We start from the raw sequence: 18899 nt of genomic DNA, 5'->3' as shown, positions 1-18899 counted from the left end.
AACGTTTAAATACTTAAAAAGCACATTTTTATAGCTTTAAACGCTAAGCAAGAGTCCACAGGGCCTGTAGATCGATATGCATGCAGAGCATCGAAAATATTCTCCGAATGCATTGGATGCGCATGGGCTGGAGGCCTTAAATGGTCTGGCTTATCTCCCAATAGCATTGAATTGAATTTTTATATATCAAATTTGCATACCGCACTTCCATGAAGGCAGGCCTGCCTGCAACCCGACAACGGAGGTCACCATGGCCCGACAATCCCTGCTCAGCCTGCCGCTGCCCGCACCACCGCTGAAAGCACTGCGCTCATGGCCAAGCCTTGGCCAGCGTGTGCTGCCGTGGCTGCTGCCCCTCTCCCTGTTCGCCCTGTGGTGGCTGGCGGCGCGCAATCAATGGATGAGCGAACAGATCCTGCCCGCGCCTTCACTGGTGTGGAGCAGCGCGATCGAGCTGTCCCAGGGCGAGTTGTGGAGTCATTTGTGGATCAGCCTGCAACGGTTGTTCTGGGGACTGCTGGCGGGTGTTAGCGCCGGCGCGGTGCTCGGCGCGGCGCTGGGCTTCAGCCGTCGCCTCGAACGCCTGATCTTCCCGACGTTCGCCGGCCTGGCCCAGGTGCCCACGCTGGCGTGGATTCCGTTGTTCATGGTGTTTTTCGGCATCGGCGAAACGCTGAAACTGGTGGTGCTGATCAAGGCCATCGTGGTGCCGGTGACCTTGCATACGCTGGTCGGCGTGCGCGATGCGCAACCCAAGCTGCGCGAAGCCGCCGCTGTTTTACGTTTGCCGCCACGACTGTTGATCCGCCGACTGGTGCTGCCCGCCGCCCTCCCGGCGTTCATGGCTGGCGTGCGTCTGGCGCTGGCCGCTGGCTGGACCTCGTTGCTCGCCGTCGAGCTGCTGGCCTCCAGCGAAGGCATCGGTTACCTGATGGTCTGGGCGCGACAGCTGTTCATGCTCGACATCGTCTTCGTGTGCATCGTCGTAATCGGCCTGATCGGCGTGGCGATGGATCGCGGCATCGGTCTGCTGGACAAAAAACTGGTGCACTGGCCGCACCCGGCCACGGCGGAAATTCGTCGCGGCCCACGCTACGAAGGCTGGCAGCGCGTGCAGCCATGGCTGCTGCCACTGGCGCTGTTTGCGTTGTGGCAACTGGCGGTCGACCAGCAATGGATCGATGCCAACATTCTGGTCAGCCCATGGGTTGTGCTTGAGGCAACCAAAAACGGATTGCTCGACGGCACGTTGATCTCCGGCATGGCACTGAGCCTGGGCCGCACCCTCGGCGGCTTGTTGATTGGCGGCGGCCTCGGCCTCGTGCTGGGTTTGCTGCTGGGTCTGTCACGCACCAGCGAACGCGTACTCGGCCCGACCCTCGCCGCCCTGCGCCAGATCGCGATTTTCGCCTGGGTGCCGCTGCTCACCGCGTGGTTCGGTCTGGGCGAACTGGCGAAATGGGTGTTCGTCGCCCTGGCCGCGTTCTTTCCGTTGTTTGTCGCGACCCAACGCAGCGTCGCCAACCTCTCGCCGCAACTCAACGAAGCCGCGCAGGTGCTGCGCCTGAGCCTCACTCAGCGCCTGCGTCGACTGGTATTGCCGGGCGCCGCACCGGGGATTTTCGCCGGCCTGCGCCTGAGCCTGATCTACGCCTGGCTCGGCACCATCGGCGCCGAATATTTCATGCCGTCCAACGGCGGCATCGGCAGCCAGATGATCGGCGCCCAACAACTGCTGCGCATGGACCTGATCATGGCCGGGATGCTGCTGGTCGGCCTCACCGGCGCCCTGCTCAACCTCATTGGCCAACGCCTGGAAATCCGCGCCACCCGCTGGAGACACGCATGAACGCACCGATTGTCAGCTTCAACCATGTAGGCAAATCCTTCGACGTCGACGGTTTCGAACTGGAAGCGATTCGCGAATTCAACCTCGACATCGCCGAGGGCGAATTCGTCGCCATCGTCGGCTCCAGCGGCTGTGGCAAATCCACTTTGCTGCGCTTGCTGGTGGGCCTCGACACGCAGTTTCGCGGGCAGATCAGCGTCGACGGCAAAGCCGTCAGCGGCATCGGCGGCGAGCGCGGCATCGTGTTTCAGGAACACCGTTTGTTCCCGTGGCTGACCGTAGCCGACAACATCGGCCTGGGCCTGGTGAACGAACCGCTGGCTGCCTCCGAAAAGCAGCAACGCATCAACGATTTCATCGAGCTGGTGGGCCTGCGCGACTTCACCCGCGCCTACCCGCATCAACTCTCCGGCGGCATGGCCCAGCGCGTGGCGATTGCTCGCGGGCTGGTGGCAAGCCCACGGATCCTGCTGCTCGACGAACCCTTCGGCGCCCTCGACGCGCTCACCCGCCAGCAGATGCAGGACGAACTGCTGGCGATTCGCGAGCGGGCAAAGATCACCACGATTCTGGTCACCCACGATGTCGAGGAAGCGATTTTCCTCGCCGACCGCGTAGTGGTGATGGAACCGCGCCCCGGCCGGATCAAGCGGGTGGTGGACATCGCCCTGCCCCATCCGCGCCAGCGCAGCAGTTTCGACTTCCATCAGCTGCGCGAAGAACTGCTGCATGAACTGACCAGTGACGACCATTACCAACCGAGCGCACCGGTGCAGATCCGCGATCTGCCGCTGTCGTTTATTGCCTGCTGAACAGGAGCCTGTCGATGCCGCAACGTCCCAACTTTCTGGTGATTCTGGCCGATGACCTCGGTTTTTCCGACATCGGCGCGTTCGGCGGGGAAATCGCCACGCCGAACCTCGATGCCCTGGCCAACAATGGCCTGCGCCTGACCGATTTTCACACCGCACCGACCTGCTCGCCGACCCGCTCGATGCTGCTCACCGGCACCGACCACCACATCGCCGGCATCGGCACCATGGCCGAAGCACTGACCCCGGAGCTGATCGGCAAACCGGGTTACGAGGGTTACCTCAACGATCGGGTCGTCGCGTTGCCAGAGTTGCTGCGCGAGGCCGGTTACCAGACGTTGATGAGCGGCAAATGGCACCTGGGCCTGACCGCCGAACTGGCGCCCCACGCCCGTGGTTTCGAGCGTTCGTTCTCGCTGCTTCCCGGCGCGGCCAACCACTACGGCTTCGAACCGACCTACGATGAGCACACACCAGGCCTGCTGAAATCCACCCCGGCGCTGTACATCGAGGACGACACGTTCATCGACGAATTGCCCAAGGATTTCTATTCCTCCGACGCGTTCGGCGACAAGCTGTTGCAGTACCTCAAGGAGCGCGACCAGAGCCGACCGTTCTTCGCCTACCTGCCATTTTCCGCACCGCACTGGCCGTTGCAGGCGCCCGCCGACATCGTCGAAAAATACCGTGGCCGCTACGACGCGGGCCCCGAAGTCTTGCGCCTCGAGCGTCTGGAAAAGCTCAAGTCGCTGGGACTGATCGAACCGGATGTCGAACCGCACCCGCTGATCCAGCTGACCGCGCAATGGGACGCGCTGAGCGATGAACAAAAACGCATTTCCGCCCGGGCGATGGAAGTCTACGCCGCGATGGTCGAGCGCATGGACTGGAACATCGGCCGCGTCGTCGACTACCTGCGTCAGCAGGGCCAGCTCGACAACACCTTCATCCTGTTCATGTCCGACAACGGTGCCGAAGGTGCGCTGCTGGAAGCCTTTCCGAAATTCGGCCCGGAGCTGATGACGTATCTGAGCCAGCATTACGACAACAGCCTCGACAACATCGGCCGCGCCAATTCCTATGTCTGGTACGGGCCGAACTGGGCGCAGGTGGCGACTGCGCCGTCACGCCTGTTCAAGGCGTTCACCACCGAGGGCGGCATTCGCGTTCCGGCGCTGCTGCACTATCCGCAACTGCCGCTGAAGGGACAGATCAGCCATGGTTTCGGCACGGTGATGGACATCACGCCGACCATCCTCGATCTGGCCGGCGTGCGCCATCCGGGCAAGCAATGGCACGGCAAACCGGTGGCGCCGTTGCGCGGGAAATCGTGGCTGGGCTTTTTGTCCGGCGAGACAGCGCAGGTGCATGACGAACACACCGTCACCGGTTGGGAACTGTTCGGACGCCGGGCGATTCGGCAGGGACAGTGGAAGGCGGTGTGGATTCCCGGGCCGGTGGGGCCGGCGACCTGGCAGCTTTACGATCTCGGGAGTGATCCGGGGGAGATTCATGACCTGGCGTCGAGTCAGCCGCAGAAGCTTGAAGCGCTGATCGAGCATTGGCAGCGGTATGTGGAGGAGACCGGCGTGATTTTGAGTGAGTCGCCGTTTCAGCCGGATTGAGGGCAGGATCAAAAGCCCTCCCTCACCCCAGCCCTCCCGAAACGTCGGACCGCCCGGAGGGAGAGGGAGCTGACCGAGGTGTCTTTCGCTATACATCGACCTGAGAAACCGAGTTGATTGTGGATTCGGTAAAGCACTTTCAAGTCGGTGTATCTCCCGAATATCCCCCAATCAGTCCCCTCTCCCTCCGGGAGAGGGTTAGGGTGAGGGCTGGATCTCCAGCCGAAAACACAAAGTCAGTTCACCTCGATCGCCTTACCCGCCAACCCTTCATTCTCCTTGCGAACAAACCGGTTCGCCCGCCCGAACGTCCCGAAATCGTTAAACCGAACCCCCATCTCCCGCATCACCTTATGCGCCACCGGCACCGTCAGCTGACGGATGTAAAACGGCTCCTTCACCACAAAATGATGAATCCCGTGACTGCTGCCGAAGTTGAAGCAGAACGCCTGCAACGGCCACAGCCACCAAGGATTCAGCACCTGACATTGCTGCAGCACATTGCCCGGTTCCACATCCCCGTAGTAATGCATGTTGGAGCTGATGAAGTGCAGGCAAAACGTACGCAACACGTTCGGGCCAATGATCACCACGGCGGCGATGTCGATCACCTGCATCACTGAAAGCGTGGTCGCCGACCATTCAATCGGCGAGCCCATCAAGTAAGCGACGCCATTGGCCGCATGGAATCCGAGAAACACATACCACGCCCCCCAATGCACCAGCGCCAGCGGCGCGTAGACCTTCAGCGTGCGCTTGATGATGCTGAACTTGTGCGCCCAGGTCTTGGCCCGGAGCATGCGGATGAATGCCGACATCACGTTGTCACCGACCATCAGCAACCGCGCAAAACCCCAAGGCTCGCCGTTGGTGATCGCCCGTTCTTCCATGTCGGTTTCAGTGCCGGACACCTTGTGATGATTGAGGTGCAGATGGCGGCGAATCCACGGGTTGATCGTGCTCGGCCGCGCCAGCCACACCAGGCCCATCATCAGGTTGTGCGGCACGCGCTGTTTGCGGAAATACATGCTGTGGATCAGGTCGTGCTCTAGCTCATGGGTCAGCGAAGCGAAAAACGCGTTGAGTAGCAGACACGCCCACCACGCCATGTGCCCGCTGATATACAGCGCCGCCGAACCGATCATTCCGGCCAGGGCAAAGGCGAGAATCCCGGCGCCGAGTGCATCCTGATGCTTGAGAATCGGGTAGCGCTCGCGCAGCTCCACGCCCTTGGCCAGCACCACTTCGCGAATATGCGCTGATCGCTGGGCAGCATTGTGTCGCTGGGGACTTGCAGAAGTACGGTCCATGCTTCCATCCTCTGGTTATTGATGTTCGCATCCTGCCCCGCGCGGACTCCAAACGCGGTAGCCGAGAACGCCAACCTGTTGACCGGAAGCGCCAATCAGCATGAAGGAACCGACTTCTCTCGCCAGCTGGACCCGTGCCCTGCGCAAGCAACTCGACGCGCTGGGGCTGGACAGCACTGCCCTGTGCCAGCAGGCCGGGCTCGATCCGCAACTGATGGATGACCCGAACGCCCGCTATCCGTTGTCCGCCACCACGCGCCTGTGGGAAATCGCGGTGCAGGTCAGCGGCGATCCGGCAATCGGCTTGCGGGTGTCGCGGTTCGTCAGCCCCACGACCTTTCACGCACTGGGCTATGCGTTGGTGGCCAGCGGCAGCCTGCGGGAAGTGTTCGAGCGGATCGTGCGTTATCACCAGGTGGTCAGCGACGCGCTGGAACTGGAGCTGACCCGCACCGAGGACCGCTACCGCTTTCGCCTGAAAATCCCGGCCGGCAATCCGGCCCCGGCCTTCGAAGCCATCGACGCCTTTGCCGCCATCTACGTGCGCACCTGCCGCAATCGCCTGGGTCGCGACTACGCACCATTGGCGGTGTACCTGCGTCGCCCGGAACCGGTCGATGCGCATCAATGGCACAAGGTGTTCCGCTCGCCGGTGCACTTTTCCGCCGAAGAAGACCGGATCGAATTCGCCCTCACCGACTTCGACAGTCACCTCGACGACGCCAACCCGGAACTGGCCGAGCACAACGAAGCGGTGCTCAAACGCACCCTCGCCCAGCTCAAACCGCTGACCTGGGAGCGCAAGGTACGCGACGCCATCGAAGAACAACTGCCCGAAGGCGAACCCAGCGCCGAACGCATCGCCCAGGCCCTGCACCTGAGCCTGCGCAGCCTGCAACGGCATCTGGCGGACGAGGGTTGCCGCTTCGACACCCTGCTGAATGAAAGCCGCGAAAACCTCGCACTGCTGCACCTGCGCGATCCGCAATGCTCGCTGAGCGAGGTCAGTTACCTGTTGGGATTTGCCGATACCAGCAGCTTCAGCCGTGCGTTCAAACGCTGGACCGGGATGACGCCGGGGCAGTTTCGGGATCAGTTGCGCTGAGCGCAAATGGGTCGCTCAACCCTTGGTCAGACTGCGCTCAATCCCGGACTCCCACTGCTCGATCATTGCCGTACCTACCTCGGCGAACGACTGATGGGTTCGGCAATGCTCAAGCATTTCCGCCATCGCCGTCTGCATGCCATGAACAACCTGCTGCAGTAGTTCATTGCACCGGCCTTCAGTGAGATTGCACGCCGTACGGCCGAAGCGCATCAGCGCCTTGTACTTGGGCCATGCCTTCGACCCGCCCAACAGCAAGGCCAGGCTGTCGTTCCTGATGTAAACCGATGTGGTGATGATGTCGTAAGCCGGGGCCAGCCGGATCGAAGCTTCCGCGCCGCAATGGTCATACAGAACACCGAAGTTCTTCAGATGCGCATCGCCGTTTTTCAGTCCCGCTGACAGCGCTACGATCTTGAAAAAAGCTTCCAGCGCCTGACTCAACAGCGCAGGGGAAACAAAGGCTTTGATCTGTCGGGCAGCGCCTTCGTAAGAACCATCGTATTTGGCTCTGGAAGGCCAGCCATTGAGTACGCAAAAGTCCTCGAAACCCAGATAGCCATGCTCAGTCAGGTCAAAACGCTCGACCACCAGAAACTTGCCCTGCTCACTCAATTCAAACTTTGGCACTTCAAGTCCGCTAAGCGCTGCGGCGCGCATACAGAAGTACTCGTTGGTCGCCAGCTCAGGAAACTCTTCGGGACGGAAGGCTTTGACCAGATGTGTGGAGCCTCGGTGAATCGGGTAAAGAGCGGCTGTCACACCATCGCGTACCAACACCTTAGGCTGCACGCCTGAAACACCGGAATACTGGCCATGTTTGTGCAACAGATTGTCAAACAAGCCATGAACGCCGTCATGTATCAAAAGATCGGACAATAACGTTTCGGGCTGATGATCTGTGACCGATTCGCAGGCTACTGCCAGCCGTCCTAGCTGACTTGAACCCACTATTGCCAGCAACGCAAAAGCATCGAAGTCACGAACTGCTTCGCCGAAGCGTCGAATCAATTCATCGCGCAATACCCCTTCTGGCAAATTCATCTCGAAAATCGGATGAACACCTCGCTCCCAGCCGTAGTTTTCCATCCGAGCTGACATCGTTAGCGAAACAGCATTCTCAGCGTTCACGCCCTCACAGTATCTGAACACGCTCTCCATGCCGGACTGCCCACGAACGAGTGTCCCTACGGAGCTACCGGCGACGGTGATTTCCAAACTCCGAATCAAATCAATCATGAGAATTCACCCTCCTCGGTACCTCAAGAGGGAAACCAAGCTCAAAAACTGTTCCCTCAACTTCACTACTCACCCGCACCCGCCCACCATGCAATTGCATGATCGACTGCACGATTGCCAGTCCCAATCCGCCGGAGTCTCCCCGCTCCGCGCGGGACGGGTCGACGCGGTAGAAGCGGTCGAACAGTTTGCCCAGATGCTCATCCGCGATCACCGGGCCGAGGTTGTGCACTTGCAGCCAGCACAGGCCTGGCTCATCGCGTCGGCGCAGGCTGATGACCGAGCCGGCATCAGCATGGCGTACGGCGTTGGCCAACAGGTTGCCCAAGGCGCGTTGCAGCAGTTGCTGATCCGCCAGCAATTCTCCGCTGAACGTGTTTTCCAGACGGATTCCGCGGTCGTCGGCCAGGGCTTCGAAGTAGTCGCATAACTCTTCGCCGATTTGGTGCAGCTCCAGCGTGCGCAGATCGAGCGCTCGCTCAGCCTGCTCGGCGCGGGCGAGAAACATCAGGTTCTCGGCCATGCGCTTGAGCCGTTCGAATTCTTCCATGTTCGACGCCAGCACTTCCTGATACTCGGCGCTGCTGCGCGGGTAATTCAGTGCCTGGCCGTTGCTCGCGAGCAAAGTGTGCAGGGGCGTGCGGATTTCGTGGGCGAGGTCGGCGGAAAACTGTGAGAGGCGCTGGAAGCCGTCGTCCAGCCGTACGAGCATGCCGTTCAACGCGTGTACCGGCTCCAGCAATTCCGCCGGCGTGCCGGCGGTGGGAACGCGTTGGTCGAGGCTGCGCAGGTCGATGCCGCGCAGTGCTTCACTCAGCTTGCGCAGAGGCCGCAAACCTCGGCGCAACAGCACCAGGCCCAGCGTGAAGGCGAGCACGGCACCCAGTCCGACGGCCAGATACAAGCGCAGGCGATAGCTGCCGAGCATCTGCTCGCGTTCGCTCAAGACCTTGCCGGCGATCACGATCAGCGCTTCACCGTTCGGCCCTTGGGCCTGACCTGACAACAGGGCCAGCTCGACACCGTCCGCCGCCTGCCAGGTCAGCACATCGCGGCGTTGCGGCGGTTGATCCCGGGGGATGGCCTGCACGGGCGGCAGTGCGCGTTGGCGAGGGTTGATCGTGATCACATTCGAGCCGTCCGCGCGTTGCACCAGCAGCAGACTGTCGAGGTTGCCCAGCATGTTCTGGTACAGCCGTGGCCGCGCCTGCAAGGCGTCGAGGCTGTCGCTGTCGGCGAGCAGCGCGCGCACCTGTTCCAGACGACCGAGCAACGCCATGTCGTCGCGCCAGGCGATTTCCGAGGCCAGCGAGCGATACAGAAACACGCCAATCGCGCTGAGTACCAACGCACAGACGGCGGCGAACGCCAGGGCCAGGCGCCAGGCGATGGATCTAGCGCGCATCGTCGGGCGCTTCGAGTTGATAGCCGACCCCGCGCACGGTATGGATCAGCTTGGGCATGTACGGATCATCGACTTTCGAACGCAGCCGGCGCACCGCGACTTCGACCATGTTGGTGTCGCTGTCGAAATTCAGGTTCCACACCTGCGAGGCGATCAGCGTGCGCGACAGCACTTCACCCTGACGGCTGGCGAGCAGATGCAGCAGGGCGAATTCCTTGTTGGTCAGGGCGATGCGCTGGCCGCCCCGGCTGACCCGGCGGCGCAGCACGTCGATTTCCAGATCGGCGATGTTGTACGACTCGGCTTCACGCAGGGGGCCGCGCCGCAACAACGTGCGCACCCGCGCCAGCAATTCGGCGAAGGCGAACGGCTTGAGCAAATAGTCATCGGCCCCCAGTTCGAGGCCGCGCACGCGGTCTTCGATGGCGTCCTTCGCCGTCAGGAACAGCACCGGCGTGGCGCCGCGCTGGCGGATCAGCTGCAGCAGTTGCCAGCCGTTGAGGCCCGGCAGCATCACGTCGAGGATGATCAGGTCATATTCCTGCTGCTCAATAAAGTAGCGACCGTCGAGGCCATTCAGCGCCACGTCCACGGCAAAACCCGACTCTCCCAGCCCTTTGGCGATGAAGTTCGCGGTTTTGGCTTCATCTTCTACGACCAGCAAACGCATGGCACACCTCGATTGATCAGAGACACAGGCTAGGCTCCTTCGACCGTGTTGCCCATTACAAACTTGTAATCCGACTGACGAGGTTTCGACGGGGTCCGGCGGATAAGGTGGTGGCCTTCGCTTCAGGAGCCTGCCCATGACCGCTAAATACTTGATCGCCAGCCTGGCAATCAGCTTCGGCACCGCCGCAATCGCCGCGCCTGAGCTGCCCCGTCACGCCGATCTCGATCTGAAAACTGCTCGGCTGCTGGCCGACACAGCGCTGGAAAACTGCACCGGCACGGTGTCGGTGCTCGACCGTGGCGGCAACTTGTTGGTGACCTTGCGCGGCGACGGTATCGGCCCGCACAACACCGCCGCCAGCCAACGCAAGGCCTACACCGCGCTGTCGACGAAAACCCCGACTCGACTGTTCGCCGAGCGCGCCCGCAACAACCCGGAAACCGCCAACCTCAACACCCTCGATGAGTTGCTGTTACTCGGCGGCGGCATCCCGTTGTTTGCCGGGAAAGAACTGGTCGGCGCCATGGGCGTGGCCGGTTCCGGCGGTGGCGAACAGGACGAAACCTGCGCAATCAAGGCCGCCGAAATCGTCGGCCTGTCCATCAACCGTACTTGAACCGAGGAACATCACCATGACCCCACTGCGCATGACTTTCACCGCGCTTGGATTGAGCGCCTTTTCGAGCCTGGCGCTGGCCGCCGGCAACCCGCTGAGCGTACACGTACTCAATCTGGAAAACGGCCTGCCGTCGCCGGGCATCAACGTGACGCTGGAACGTCATGTCGGCCAGGACTGGCAGCCACTGGCGCAGGGCACCACCAATGAACAGGGACGGATCGCCGAACTGTTCCCGGCGAACAAACCGTTCGTGGCCGGTGAGTATCGGGTGGTGTTCAAGACTGGCGAGTACTTCGAGAAGGCGAAGCACGAGACGTTTTTTCCGGAGATTCCGGTGATTTTTCAAGTGAAGCAGACGGACCAGCACTATCACATTCCGCTGCTGCTCAGCCCTTATGGTTTCTCCACTTATCGCGGTTCATAAGAAGGTCGCAAGACTCCTTGTGGGAGCTAGCCTGCTAGCGATTAGATCTGTGAGCCACCTCTATGTTGGCTAATCGACCGCAATCGCTAGCAGGCTAGCTCCCACAAGAGATTGTCGGTGTCTTTTAGAGGGTCGCCAGCGCGCGCAGTCGCACAGCGTCGAGGATTTCGATCTCGCCATAACTCAAGCCGATAATCCCCTGCCCCTGCAACTCCTTGAGGATCTGGTTGGTGGTCTGCCGCGACAGCGACAGCATCGACGCCAACTGCTCCTGAGGCAGTTGCAGCACGCGGCGCGGCGGGTCCAGTTCGCCATAGCCCTCGGCGATCATCAGCAAGCGATGAGCCAGACGTGCCGGGGCCGGCAGCAGGCTCAGCTGTTCGAGGTTGATGAAGGTCAGGCGCAGTTTGTGGCTCATCAACAACGCCAGATGTCGCCAGTAAACGGGGCGCTCATCGAGCAGTTGCAGCAGTGTGGCCTGGGGAATGTTCAGCAGCGTGCAGGGCCCGACCGCGTAGGCATCGTGGGTGCGCGGCTGCCCGTCGAACAGGCAGATTTCGCCGAACCAGTGCGGCGCCTCCACCAGACTCAGCAACGCCTCCTTGCCCTGCTCGCTGACCGCGCCGATGCGTACCGCGCCGTCGAGCACCGCGTACAGCCCGCACGGCGCATCGCCGCGCTGGAACAGCCGCTGCCCCGTCGTCAGCCGCCGCTCCCGGGCCGCCGCCAGCAGACTATCCTGAAAGGACGAGGGCAGATGACTGAACCATTGCCCGGTCAGCAGGCGATCGCGCCAGACCTTATCCATGCGTTCTCCGAAAGATTGTCGCCTGCCTGACAGAGCGAGCCGTGAACCCGGGGCATGATTCGATCACCCTACAGGAGGAACAACAATGAAAAGCCTCGTCGATCATTTGAGTCAATACGCCGCTTACCACCGTGACCCGCGCAACATCGCCAGCCACTTTATCGGGATTCCGCTGATTGTGGTGGCGGTGGCCGTGCTGTTGTCGCGGCCGGAATGGTCGGTGGGCAGTTTGTGGATTTCCCCGGCGGTGATTGCCGCCCTTGCTTCGGCATGGTTTTACCTGCGCCTGGAGCTGAAACTCGGGGTGTTGATGACCGTGTTGATGGGGCTGTCGGTCTGGGCCGGGCATGTATTGGCGCAGCAGAGCACCATGGTCTGGCTCAGCAGCGGTCTGGCGATGTTTGTGATTGGCTGGGTGATCCAGTTTGTCGGGCACCACTATGAAGGGCGCAAACCGGCGTTTGTCGATGACTTGAGCGGGTTGATTGTCGGGCCGCTGTTTGTGGTGGCCGAACTGGCGTTCATGCTCGGGATGCGGCATGAGCTGAAAGAGCAGATCGAGGCGCGAGCGGGTGTGGTGCGGGTCAATCCGAATCGTGCGGCGGTCTGAACCACTGCCCGGCTCGGTCGTTCCCACGCTCTGCGTGGGAATGCATACCGTGACGCTCCGCGTCACTGTGGACGCGGAGCGTCCATAGCGGCGTTCCCACGCAGAGCGTGGGAACGAGCGAGATCAAAGGCTGGCGACTTTCTGCCAGACCTTCGGCTTGAAGAACAACGTCTCACCCTTGGCCAACCCGGTCAGGCTATCGTGGTCTTTCACCACTTCCGCCTCGATCAGATCAGCCTGGCCCTCAACCTTCAACGTCACCCGCGTGGTCGCACCCAGCGGCCGGATATCGCGGACTTCGGCGGCGTGGTGATCCTCCAGTTCATGCCGCGACAGCGACACTTCGTGCGGGCGGAACAGCACGTGGTTGTCATCGCCCAGATGCAGACGGTTCGAATCGCCGAGGAAGTGATAGACGAAATCGCTGGCCGGGTTTTCGTAGACGTCGCCCGGTGAGCCGATCTGCTCGATCACGCCCTTGTTCATCACCACGATGCGGTCAGCCACTTCCATCGCCTCTTCCTGGTCGTGGGTGACGAACACCGAGGTCAGGTTGATGTCTTCGTGCAGGCGCGCCAGCCAGCGGCGCAGCTCTTTGCGCACCTTGGCGTCGAGAGCACCGAACGGCTCGTCGAGCAGCAGCACTTTCGGCTCTACCGCCAGGGCGCGGGCCAGGGCGATACGCTGACGCTGGCCGCCGGACAGTTGCTCCGGATAACGATCCGACAGCCAGTCCAGTTGCACCATGTTCAGCAGCTCGTGAACCTTGGTCGCGATCTGGCTTTCGTTCGGGCGCTGGTTTTTCGGTTTCATGCGCAGGCCGAACGCGACGTTGTCGAACACGGTCATGTGGCGGAACAGGGCGTAGTGCTGGAACACGAAACCGACGTTGCGATCCCGCACGTCGTGGCCGGACACGTCCTCGCCGTGGAACACGATGTTGCCGTTATCCGGGGTTTCCAGACCGGCAATGATGCGCAGCAGGGTGGTCTTGCCGCAGCCGGACGGGCCGAGCAGCGCCACCAGTTCACCGCTGTGGATGTCCAGGCTGATGTTGTCCAGCGCCTTGAACGCATTGAAATTCTTGCTGACGTTACGCACTTCGATCGACATGAATTATTCCTCCGCGGCGCTGGCGCGCAGGCGGTTGATACGGTTTTCGCTCCACTGCTTGAGCAGCAGGATGAAGAGCGCCAGGATCAGCAACAGGCTCGCCACAGCGAACGCGGCCACGTGGTTGTATTCGTTGTAGAGGATCTCGACGTGCAGCGGCAAGGTGTTGGTCACCCCGCGAATGTGCCCGGAAACCACCGACACCGCACCGAACTCACCCATGGCCCGCGCAGTACACAGCACCACACCATAGATCAGGCCCCATTTGATGTTGGGGACGGTCACGTGCCAGAACATCTGCCAGCCATTGGCGCCGAGCAGGCGCGCGGCTTCCTCTTCCTGAGTGCCTTGTTCCTGCATCAGCGGGATCAGCTCACGGGCCACGAACGGCACGGTGACGAAGATCGTCGCCAGCACGATGCCCGGCAGGGCGAAGACGATCTGGATGTCGTGATCCTGCAGCCACGGCCCGAACAGGCCCTGGGCGCCGAACATCAGCACGTAGACTAAACCTGCGATCACCGGCGATACCGAGAACGGCAGGTCGATCAGCGTCACCAGCATGCTCTTGCCGCGGAACGAGTACTTGCTCACGCACCACGCGGCGCTGACACCGAACACCAGGTTCAGCGGCACCGACACCAGCACCGCGATCACGGTGAGTTTCAGCGCCGACAAGGCATCCGGTTCAAAGATCGCAGTGAAGAATGCGCCGAGGCCGTTCTTCAATCCCTGCGACACCACGATGAACAGCGGCAGCAGCAGAAACAGGAAGAAAATCAGCCAGCCGAGGCCGATCAGGATCCGCCGCGAAGTGGCGCTGCCACGGCGGGCGGCGTTGGCCGAGGAAGCGGCCGCAATAGACGATTGGGACATGGTTCGCGCCTCCTTATGGGGTTTCGATGCGCCGCTGCAGCAAGTTGATCAGCAGCAACAGGACGAAGGAAACCACCAGCATCAACACGCCGATGGAGGTAGCGCCGGTGTAATCGTACTGGTCGAGCTTGACCATGATCAGCAGCGGCAGGATCTCGGTTTTCATCGGCATGTTGCCGGCGATGAATATCACCGAACCGTACTCGCCGACGCCACGGGCGAACGCCAGGGCGAAACCGGTCAGCCAGGCCGGCAACAGCGCCGGCAGCAGAATGTGACGGAACACCTGCAACGGTTTGGCACCGAGGCATGCCGCCGCTTCTTCGACTTCACGCGGGATGTCGGCCAGCACCGGCTGCACCGTGCGCACCACGAACGGCAGCGTCACGAAGGTCAGCGCCAGGGTGATTCCGAGTGGGGTGTAGGCGATCTTGAAACCGAGGTCGGCGGCGAACTGCCCGACCAGTCCGGTCGGGGTGTACAGCGCCGTCAGCGCAATACCGGCCACGGCGGTCGGCAGGGCGAATGGCAGATCGATCATCGCGTCGATCACCTTGCGCCCCGGGAACGTGTAGCGCACCAGCACCCAGGCCAGCAACGTGCCGATGATGCCGTTGATGATCGCGGCGCACAGTGCGGTGCCGAAGCTCAGCTTCAATGCGGCGAGCACGCGGGGCGCGGAGATGATCGTCCAGAACTGATCCCAGGTGAGTTGGGCGGCGTGGACGAACATCGCCGCCAGCGGGATAAGCACAATCAGGCTGAGGTACACCAAGGTGTAGCCCAGCGTCAGCCCGAAGCCGGGTATGACGGGGGAGATACGACGCGACATAAAAGTCCTTGGTTTGAGAACGCGCAAAGCCCCGAACATAAATCCGGGGCTCGTTTTAGGCTATTGAAACTTACTGCGCCTGATAGATCTGGTCGAACACGCCACCGTCGTTGAAGAATTTCGGCTGTGCGGTTTTCCAGCCGCCGAAGTCCTTGTCAATGGTCACCAGTTCCAGTTTCGGGAACTGCTGGGCGTACTTGGCAGCCACGTCCTTGTCACGCGGGCGGTAGAAGTTCTTCGCCGCGATTTCCTGACCGGCCGGGCTGTACAGGTGCTTGAGGTAGGCCTCGGCGATCTGCTCGTTGCCCTTCTTCTCGGCGTTCTTGTCGACCACGGCCACTGGTGGTTCGGCGAGGATCGACAGCGAAGGCACGACGATGTCGAACTTGTCCTTGCCGCCGTCTTCTTTCAGCGCCAGGAAGGCTTCGTTTTCCCAGGCCAGCAACACGTCACCCTGACCGTTGTTGACGAAGGTGATGGTCGAGCCACGGGCGCCGGTGTCCAGAACCGGTACGTGTTTGAACAGGGTTTGTACGTATTCCTTGGCTTTCGCTTCGTTGCCGCCGTTGGCTTTCAGGCCGTAGGCCCACGCCGCGAGGAAGTTCCAGCGTGCACCGCCGGAGGTTTTCGGGTTCGGGGTGATCACCGAGACGTCATTCTTGATCAGATCGCCCCAGTCCTTGATGCCTTTCGGGTTGCCCTTGCGCACCAGGAACACGATGGTCGAGGTGTAAGGAGTGCTGGCGTCCGGCAGACGCTTCTGCCAGTCGGCCGGCAGGGTCTTGCCGAGCTTGGCGATTTCATCGATGTCGCCGGCCAGGGCCAGGGTCACGACGTCGGCGCGCAGACCGTCGATCACCGCACGGCCCTGCTTGCCCGAACCGCCGTGGGATTGCTGGATTTTCACGGTGTCGCCGGCGTGCTCCGACTGCCAGTACTTCACGAACTCGGCGTTGTAATCCTGATACAGCTCGCGTGTCGGGTCATACGACACGTTGAGCAGTTCGTAATCCTTGGCAACCGCGGAACCGGCAAACACAGCACTGGCCAGGGCGGCCAAAGCGTAACGGCGAATCGACGACATGGTGAAAGCTCCTGGAATTCTTGGTGGTGGCTTTTTCTTATGGATTGCGAAAATCGGGTTGCCTGTAAAGATCACCGCCTGCGCCCACTCTTGCATTGATCCCCGGCAAGAGCGGGCGCAGGCTGGAATCTTTCTGGGTTCAGCTCGGTTTGTTGCCCGGTTGCTGCAAGCGGAATTTCTCTTTGCGTTCGATCTGGACCACTTGGGCGTTATGCACAGTGATTTCCACCGCGCCGAAACGCAGGTCGCGCAAGGCGCTCTGGATTTCACGCAGGATGGTGCTTTCGTCCTGACCGTCAACGCTACGCAGGGATGCGCTCATGGTGCTGCTCCTTTGTATGGGATATGCCTGGCAGTGGGCGGCACTGCGTTCGGCGTGGGAGCAATATAAGAGAGGCGCGGATATTCTTAAAAAGACTATTTAAGAATGTTTATATAACTGGAAAACATTATGTGATGCAGCAAGGGTTTGCGGCGGATTTGCCCGCCGGCAAACCCGCCGTACGCCGTCATCAACCGATCAAGGGCGCCCGGTTCCAGTCGACTTGCGCTTCCGGGACCGGCCGCCCAAACCAGTAGCCCTGCCCCAGATCACAGGCCTGCTCCAGCAGGAACGCCGCCTGTTCCACCTGCTCGATGCCCTCGGCATGCACCTGCATGCCCATGCTGCGGGCCAGGGCGATGATCACCCGGACAATCGCCGCATCGTCCTCGTCCCACGGCAGGCCGGCGACGAAACCCTGATCGATCTTGAGCTTCTGCACCGGCAGGCGCTTGAGCCGCAGCAGCGACGAATAACCGGTGCCAAAGTCATCGATGGCCAGACGAATGCCCAGTTCGCGCAGACGGTGCATCTGTTCCAGCGCGACTTCCGGATCGTCCATCACCGCGCTTTCGGTGACTTCCAGCTCAAGATAGGCCGGATCCAGGCCGGTCTCGTGCAGCACCTGCGCCACCTGCTGATACAACTCGCGGCGAGCGAATAACCGCGAGGACACGTTCACCGCGACAAACGACAGCACCACCCCGGCCTGCTGCCATTGGCACATCTGCCGGCAGGCCTGCTGCATGACCCAGGCGTCGATTTCCGAGATCAGCCCGGTACGCTCGGCAATCGGGATGAACTCCGCCGGCGACACCAGGCCTCGCTGCGGATGCTCCCAGCGCACCAGCGCCTCGACGCCGATCAGGCGACTGGTTTGCAGGTCGTGCACCGGTTGGTAGTAGACCCGCAGTTCCTGCTGCTCCAGTGCGCGGCGCAACTCGAAGGCGATTTCGACCCGCTGCTGGGCGTGAGCCGTGAGCTCTTCGGTGTACAGCGCGTAGCCATTGCGGCCGCTGCTCTTGGCCTTGAACAGCGCCGCATCGGCGTTGCGCAACAGCTGTTCGGCGCTCAGTGCATCGCTGGGAAACAGGCTGATGCCGAGGCTGGCGTTGATGAACAGTTCATGGCCGTCGAGGCAGAACGGCTCCTTGAGCGCATCGAGAATACGCTGAGCCAGCGCTGCCGCCTGTGCCGGCTGTGGACAACTTTCCAGCAGAACCGCGAATTCATCGCCGCCCAGCCGCGCCAGGGTGATGCCCGGCCCGAACAACCCCTGCAAACGCGCGGCGACGGCCTTGAGCAAACGGTCACCGATGGTGTGGCCGAGGCTGTCGTTGATCAGTTTGAAATGGTCCAGATCAATCATCAGCAGCGCGCAGCCGCGCTTGTGGGTCTGCGCCGACGCCAGCGCCTGTTCGGCGCGGTCGCTGAACAGCAGGCGGTTGGGCAGGTCGGTCAGCGGATCGTGGTGGGCCAGGTGCTTGAGTTCGTGCTCGGAATCCTTGATCGCGCTGATGTCGGAAAACACCGCGACGTAATGGCTGAGCCGGTTGTCATCGTCACGAATGACCCGGATCGTCTGCCATTGCGGGTAGATTTCACCGCTCTTGCGCCGGTTCCAGATCTCGCCGCTCCATTCGTCCCGCGCCTGTAAAGAAGCGAACATCGCTTGATAGAACCCCGGCGGATGATGCCCGGACTTGAACAGGCTGGGCTGCTGGCCGATGACTTCATCGCGCTGATAACCGGTGATTTCCATGAAGGCGCGATTGACGTGCACGATCAGCCCCTGCCGGTCCGTGACCAGCACGCCTTCGCGGGTGCAATCGAATACCGCAGCGGCCTGACGCAGGCGTTCGCGATCCGCCTGGCGTTCACGCAATCGGGCGCCGATGCCCAGGCATTCGAACAGCCGCGCCCGGGCCAGGAAGATCAACCCGGCGCTGAGCGCCACGAACAGGTAGCCGTTGATCAGTTGCCAGCGCAGCAACTCGTCAGAGCTATCGAAGAAACTGTTCAATAAATAACCAGTACCTTGCAGCCAGACCACGGCAAGGACCAGGTAAAGCAGCGCTGCACGCAAGGCATCGCGGTAAGTGGCAGACATTCGGCCGTCCATGTCCCTACAAAAATGTCGGGATTATAGGTCAAGAAACATCCAGCCATCTCTTATCTGAAAGGGCGACTGGT

At 61.5% G+C, this 18899-nt stretch carries 18 protein-coding genes; 7 read left to right on the top strand and 11 right to left on the bottom strand.

Going from position 1 to position 18899, the window contains the following annotated elements; translation table 11 throughout:
* Positions 1-250: 250 nt before the first annotated feature.
* Genes ACKUG4_RS03935 through ACKUG4_RS03925 form a run of 3 tightly spaced genes read left to right on the top strand, consistent with a single transcriptional unit; the run spans position 251 to position 4286 of the window.
* Positions 251-1849 carry an ABC transporter permease gene (locus tag ACKUG4_RS03935; RefSeq protein ID WP_445433505.1) on the top strand — a complete coding sequence of 533 codons (1599 nt, stop codon included), beginning with the start codon at positions 251-253 and terminating at the stop codon, positions 1847-1849.
* A complete protein-coding gene (locus tag ACKUG4_RS03930; RefSeq protein ID WP_064592661.1) occupies positions 1846-2661 on the top strand; it encodes an ABC transporter ATP-binding protein in 816 nt (271 codons plus the stop codon). Before ACKUG4_RS03935 ends, ACKUG4_RS03930 begins: the two co-directional genes overlap by 4 nt.
* A gap of 14 nt (positions 2662-2675) precedes the next feature.
* Complete coding sequence (locus ACKUG4_RS03925; RefSeq protein ID WP_064592659.1) at positions 2676-4286, top strand: arylsulfatase; 1611 nt, start codon at positions 2676-2678, stop codon at positions 4284-4286.
* 236 nt (positions 4287-4522) lie between these two features.
* Here ACKUG4_RS03925 and ACKUG4_RS03920 read toward each other — a convergent pair whose 3' ends face one another.
* Positions 4523-5596: a fatty acid desaturase gene (locus tag ACKUG4_RS03920; RefSeq protein ID WP_445433504.1), complete on the bottom strand. Its 1074-nt coding sequence runs from the start codon at positions 5594-5596 to the stop codon at positions 4523-4525.
* A gap of 100 nt (positions 5597-5696) precedes the next feature.
* Here ACKUG4_RS03920 and ACKUG4_RS03915 point away from each other — a divergent pair, with 100 nt between their 5' ends.
* Positions 5697-6701, top strand: coding sequence for an AraC family transcriptional regulator (locus ACKUG4_RS03915; RefSeq protein WP_445433503.1), 1005 nt, complete (start codon positions 5697-5699; stop codon positions 6699-6701).
* A gap of 15 nt (positions 6702-6716) precedes the next feature.
* On the opposite strand, the gene ACKUG4_RS03910 is transcribed toward ACKUG4_RS03915, so the two are convergent.
* From ACKUG4_RS03910 to ACKUG4_RS03900, 3 genes are read right to left on the bottom strand one after another with little or no spacing between them, the layout of a single operon-like run.
* Entirely contained in the window at positions 6717-7940 is a 1224-nt protein-coding gene (locus ACKUG4_RS03910) for a type II toxin-antitoxin system HipA family toxin (RefSeq protein ID WP_445433502.1), read from the bottom strand.
* On the bottom strand, positions 7933-9345 hold the full coding sequence (locus tag ACKUG4_RS03905; RefSeq protein ID WP_064592651.1) for a heavy metal sensor histidine kinase: 1413 nt from the start codon (positions 9343-9345) through the stop codon (positions 7933-7935). The genes ACKUG4_RS03910 and ACKUG4_RS03905 overlap by 8 nt, the downstream gene beginning before the upstream one ends.
* Positions 9335-10015, bottom strand: a complete 681-nt coding sequence (locus tag ACKUG4_RS03900) for a heavy metal response regulator transcription factor (RefSeq protein WP_011331911.1) — start codon at positions 10013-10015, stop codon at positions 9335-9337. Before ACKUG4_RS03900 ends, ACKUG4_RS03905 begins: the two co-directional genes overlap by 11 nt.
* 136 nt (positions 10016-10151) lie before the next feature.
* Here ACKUG4_RS03900 and ACKUG4_RS03895 point away from each other — a divergent pair, with 136 nt between their 5' ends.
* On the top strand, positions 10152-10634 hold the full coding sequence (locus ACKUG4_RS03895) for a GlcG/HbpS family heme-binding protein (RefSeq protein WP_445433501.1): 483 nt from the start codon (positions 10152-10154) through the stop codon (positions 10632-10634).
* Between the two features lie 16 nt (positions 10635-10650).
* Positions 10651-11061 carry a hydroxyisourate hydrolase gene (gene uraH, locus ACKUG4_RS03890; RefSeq protein WP_445433500.1) on the top strand — a complete coding sequence of 137 codons (411 nt, stop codon included), beginning with the start codon at positions 10651-10653 and terminating at the stop codon, positions 11059-11061.
* 124 nt (positions 11062-11185) lie between these two features.
* On the opposite strand, the gene ACKUG4_RS03885 is transcribed toward uraH, so the two are convergent.
* Positions 11186-11869: a Crp/Fnr family transcriptional regulator gene (locus ACKUG4_RS03885; protein WP_445433499.1), complete on the bottom strand. Its 684-nt coding sequence runs from the start codon at positions 11867-11869 to the stop codon at positions 11186-11188.
* 85 nt (positions 11870-11954) lie between these two features.
* Between ACKUG4_RS03885 and ACKUG4_RS03880 the strand changes: the two genes are divergently transcribed.
* Positions 11955-12479 (top strand): Mpo1 family 2-hydroxy fatty acid dioxygenase, encoded by a 525-nt coding sequence (locus ACKUG4_RS03880; RefSeq protein ID WP_445433498.1) that lies wholly within the window; start codon positions 11955-11957, stop codon positions 12477-12479.
* A gap of 123 nt (positions 12480-12602) precedes the next feature.
* On the opposite strand, the gene ACKUG4_RS03875 is transcribed toward ACKUG4_RS03880, so the two are convergent.
* The 6 genes from ACKUG4_RS03875 to dibA all read right to left on the bottom strand — a co-directional run bounded on the left by ACKUG4_RS03875 (position 12603) and on the right by dibA (position 18816).
* Positions 12603-13592, bottom strand: a complete 990-nt coding sequence (locus ACKUG4_RS03875; RefSeq protein ID WP_064592629.1) for a sulfate/molybdate ABC transporter ATP-binding protein — start codon at positions 13590-13592, stop codon at positions 12603-12605.
* Between the two features lie 3 nt (positions 13593-13595).
* Positions 13596-14468: a sulfate ABC transporter permease subunit CysW gene (gene cysW, locus ACKUG4_RS03870; RefSeq protein WP_011331905.1), complete on the bottom strand. Its 873-nt coding sequence runs from the start codon at positions 14466-14468 to the stop codon at positions 13596-13598.
* A gap of 13 nt (positions 14469-14481) precedes the next feature.
* A complete protein-coding gene (cysT, locus tag ACKUG4_RS03865) occupies positions 14482-15300 on the bottom strand; it encodes a sulfate ABC transporter permease subunit CysT (protein WP_007952818.1) in 819 nt (272 codons plus the stop codon).
* Positions 15301-15370: 70 nt separating this feature from the next.
* Entirely contained in the window at positions 15371-16384 is a 1014-nt protein-coding gene (locus ACKUG4_RS03860) for a sulfate ABC transporter substrate-binding protein (RefSeq protein ID WP_011331904.1), read from the bottom strand.
* 139 nt (positions 16385-16523) lie between these two features.
* Positions 16524-16706: a sulfur starvation response protein OscA gene (gene oscA / locus ACKUG4_RS03855; RefSeq protein WP_039772974.1), complete on the bottom strand. Its 183-nt coding sequence runs from the start codon at positions 16704-16706 to the stop codon at positions 16524-16526.
* A 190-nt stretch (positions 16707-16896) separates the two neighbouring features.
* On the bottom strand, positions 16897-18816 hold the full coding sequence (gene dibA, locus ACKUG4_RS03850) for a phosphodiesterase DibA (RefSeq protein WP_064592627.1): 1920 nt from the start codon (positions 18814-18816) through the stop codon (positions 16897-16899).
* Positions 18817-18899: the final 83 nt, after the last annotated feature.

The sequence above is a fragment of the Candidatus Pseudomonas auctus genome (assembly GCF_048654275.1).
GTDB classification, from domain to species: Bacteria; Pseudomonadota; Gammaproteobacteria; order Pseudomonadales; family Pseudomonadaceae; genus Aquipseudomonas; species Aquipseudomonas pharyngis.
This window is presented reverse-complemented; position numbering and strand designations above follow the sequence as displayed.